The following is a 4,091-nucleotide window of genomic DNA, read 5'->3' on the forward strand; positions in this document are numbered from 1 at the left end:
TCAGCGATCCCCCGAAGCCCCGCGATCGCCTCCTCCCGCGTCCCGGCCACCACCACCGCACGCTCGCCCAACACCGCACGCCCGGCCACCAACGCACCCGCCACCTGAGGCAGCGCCACCTCACCCGCCGCCAGGAACGCCGCCAGCCGCTCCGCCTGACCCGTCAGCGACGCCACGCTCTTCGCCGACACCACCAGCGGCACCAGGCCGTCCGACTCGGGAGCCACCACCGCCTCGACCTCCGGCGCCTGCTCCAGGATCAGGTGCGCGTTGGTCCCGCTCACACCGAACCCGGAGATGCCCGCCCGGCGCGGCCGGTCGGTCTCGGGCCACTCTCGCGCCACGGTCAGCAACTCCACCGAGCCGGCCGTCCAGTCCACCTGCGAGGACGGCGCATCCACGTGCAGGGTCGGCGGCATCACACCGTGCCGCAACGCCTGCACCATCTTGATCACACCCGCCACACCGGCCGCCATCTGGGTGTGACCGATGTTCGACTTCAACGACCCCAGCCACAAAGGCCGTTCAGCTTCCCGCCGCTGACCGTACGTCGCCAGCAGCGCCTGCGCCTCGATCGGGTCACCCAGCACCGTCCCGGTGCCATGACCCTCCACCACATCCACATCCACCGTCGTGAGGCCTGCGTTGGCCAGCGCCCGCCGGATCACCCGCTGCTGTGCCAGACCGCTCGGCGCAGTGAGACCGTTCGACGCACCGTCCTGGTTGACCGCCGAGCCCCGCACCACCGCCAGTACCTTGTGGCCGTTCCGCAGCGCCTCGGACAGCCGCTCCAGCACCACCACGCCCGCACCCTCGGCCCACCCCGTGCCGTCGGCGGCGTCCGCGTACGACTTGCACCGGCCGTCGACCGCCAGGCCGCGCTGCCGGGAGAACTCGACGAAGGTCCCCGGCGTGGCCATCACGGTCGCACCGCCCGCCAAGGCGAACGAGCACTCGCCCTGACGCAGCGCCTGGGCCGCCAGGTGCATCGCCACCAGCGAGGAGGAGCAGGCCGTGTCCACGGTCACCGCCGGGCCCTCGAACCCGAGCACGTACGAGACGCGCCCGGAGGCCACGCTGCCCATTCCGCCGGTGCCGGTGAAGCCCTCCAGCTCGGCGGGCACGGCACCGCCCGCCCCGTACCCCTGGCCCATGACTCCGAAGAAGACGCCGCCGTCCGTGCCCTTCGCCTTGCTCGGGTCGATGCCGGCCCGCTCCAGCGCCTCCCAGGAGGTCTCCAGCAGCAGCCGCTGCTGCGGGTCCATCGCCAGCGCCTCGCGCGGCGAGATGCCGAAGAATCCGGCGTCGAACTGGGCTGCCTCGTAGAGGAATCCGCCCTGGTTGACGTACGAGGTGCCGGCCTTGTCCGGGTCGGCATCGAACAGGTCCTGCACCTCCCAGCCCCGGTCGGTCGGGAAGCCGGACATCGCGTCCCGCCCCTCGATCACCAACCGCCACAGGTCCTCCGGGCTCGCCACCCCGCCCGGCAGACGACACGCCATGCCGACGATCGCGATCGGCTCGTCCACAGTGACGACCGGAAGCGGCCCACTCAGCTCCTGGGTCGCGTTCGTCGCGCCGCCCAGCTCACCGAGCAGGTAGCCGGCGAAGGCCTGCGGGCTCGGGTAGTCGAAGACCACCGTCGCGGCCAGCTTGAGGCCCGTCGCCTCGCGCAGCCGGTTGCGCAGCTCGACCGAGGTGAGCGAGTCGAAGCCGGAGTCCCGGAAGGCGGTCTCGGTCCGGATGCTCTCCGGGCCGGGGTGGCCGAGCACAGTGGCCGCGTGCGAGCGGACCAGGTTGAGCAGCAGCGCCTCCCGCTCCTCGGCCGCGAGCCCGGCCAGCCGGGCGGCGAGGCCGCTGCCACTCTCCCCCGTCGCCGCCCGGGCGATCCGCCGTCCGGCGTGCACCAGGCCGCGCAGCAGGGTCGGGATGCCCCGGCCGGCCGCGGCGTCGGCGCGCAGCGCGCGCAGATCGAGCTTGGCCGGGACGAGCAGCGGCTCTCCGGTCCGCAGTGCCGCGTCGAAGAGTGCCATGCCCTCGGCGGGCGTCATCGGCAGCACGCCGCCGCGCCGGTTCATCCGGCTACGGGTGAGCTCGTCCATGCCGGCCGCCATGCCGCCGGCGGTCTGTTCCCAGAGCCCCCAGGCCAGCGAGGTGGCGGGCAGACCGGCTGCTCGGCGCTGGTGGGCGACGGCGTCCAGGTAGGCGTTGGCCGCCGCATAGCTGCCGGTGCCTGCGCCGAGGAAGACCGAGGAGACGGACGAGAAGACGACGAACGCCCTTAGCTCCGGGGCTAGTTCGCGGGTCAGCCGGTCCAGGTGGTCGACTGCGGTGACCTTGGGCGCAAACACCTGCGCCACCCGTGCCGGGTCCAGCGTGCCGATCACGCCCGCGTCGGCGATGCCCGCGGTGTGCACCACTGCGGTCAGCGGGTGCGCGGCCGGGATCCCGGCCAGCAGGGCGGCCACCGCGTCCCGGTCCGTCACGTCGCAGGACTCGACGGTGACCGTCGCCGCGCCGAGTCCGGTCAGCTCGGCGACCAGCTCCTCCGCTCCGTCGGCGGTGCGGCCGCGCCGGCTGGCCAGCAGCAGGTGCCGGACGCCGTGGTTCGCGACCAGGTGGCGGGCCAGGATGCCGGCCAGCGAGCCGGTGCCACCGGTCATCAGCACCGTGCCGTCGGGGTCCAGGACCGCCGGTCCGCTGTCGGCCGGCGCGGCGGCGCGGGCGAGGCGCGGGATCGTCAGGCCCGTGCCCCGCAGAGCCGTCTCGGGCTCTCCGGCGGCGAGCACCGCACCGAGCACGCCGTCCAGCTCCCGGTCGGCCGACGCACCGTCAGCGGTGCTGCCGGGTGCGGTGTCCGGGTCCAGGTCGAGCAGCACGATCCGGTCCGGGTTCTCGGTCTGCGCCGCCCGGATCAGCCCCCACACCGCGCCGCCCGCCGGGTCGGTGACGGCGCCGTCGGCTCCGGCGCCCACCGCGCCCCGGGTGGCGACCACCAGCGTGGCCGCGTCCAGGCCCGGGGCGGCCAGCCAGGCCTGCACCGCCGCCAGGACCCGGTTGGTCAGGTCCAGCGCGGTGTCGGCGGCGCCGGCCTCGGCGCGCAGCAGGACGGCGGTGGGCAGCTCCGCACCCTCGGCCAGGGCCAGGACCTCGTCCGCGCTGGACAACTCGGCCCAGGACGGCAGGGCCGCCGCCCGGTCCCCGGCTGCAGGCAGGGCGGCCCACTCGACCCGGAAGAGCGCGTCCCCGGTCGGCGAGGCCGCGCCGGTCCGCAGCTGATCGGCCGTCAGCGGCCGCAGCTCCACGGCGTCCGCCGTCAGCACCAGGCCGCCGAACTGGTCGACCGCCTCGAAGGAGCGGGCCGCGCGGTCCTCGGGGAGCGGCGCGATCCGGGCCCGCAGGGTGGTCGCGCCGATCGCGTGCAGCGCCAGTCCCCGCCAGGCGAGCGGCTGCCGGTGGCCCGCGCCGTCGGCGTCGCCGTCCAGCAGGGCGGGATGCAGGAGGGCGTCCAGCAGGGCCGGGTGAACGCCGAACCGGCTGGGCTCCTCGCGGTCCTCCCCCGGTACGGCGAGCTCGACGAAGACCTCGTCGGCGCGGCGCCACAGCGCCTGGACGCCCTGGAAGACCGGGCCGTACGCGTGGCCCAGGTCGGCGAGCTCGGCGTACAGGCCGTCCGGCTCGACCCGCTGGGCGCCGGCAGGCGGCCAGGCGGTGAAGTCGAAGTCCGGGGTGGCGGCCTCGGCCGTCGCGGTGAGGGTGCCGGTGGCGTGCCGGGTCCAGGCATCGGCACCGCTGTCTTCACGCGAGGAGTAGACGGCGACGGTGCGGGTGCCGTTGGCGTCCGCTCCCCCGATGGCGACCTGGACCCGGACGCCGCCCTGCTCGGGCAGGACGAGCGGGGCCTCGATCACCAGTTCTTCGAGGGTGCCGCAGCCGACCTCGTCACCGGCGCGCACGGCCACCTCCACGAGCGCGGAGGCGGGCGCGAGCAGCACACCGCCGACCGCGTGGTCGGCCAGCCAGGGGTGGCTGCGCAGGGAGAGGCGGGAGGTGCAGAGCAGGCCGCCGGTCTCCGGCACGGGAACGACGGC

The 4,091-nt window shown here is 75.1% G+C and carries 1 protein-coding gene; it reads right to left on the minus strand.

From position 1 onward, the window contains the following. A partial coding sequence (locus ACIRYZ_RS46245) for a type I polyketide synthase (RefSeq protein ID WP_402955706.1) occupies positions 1-4,091 on the minus strand: 4,091 nt, incomplete at both ends.

This window comes from Kitasatospora sp. NPDC101155, from assembly GCF_044768305.1.
Taxonomy (GTDB): Bacteria; Actinomycetota; Actinomycetes; order Streptomycetales; family Streptomycetaceae; genus Kitasatospora.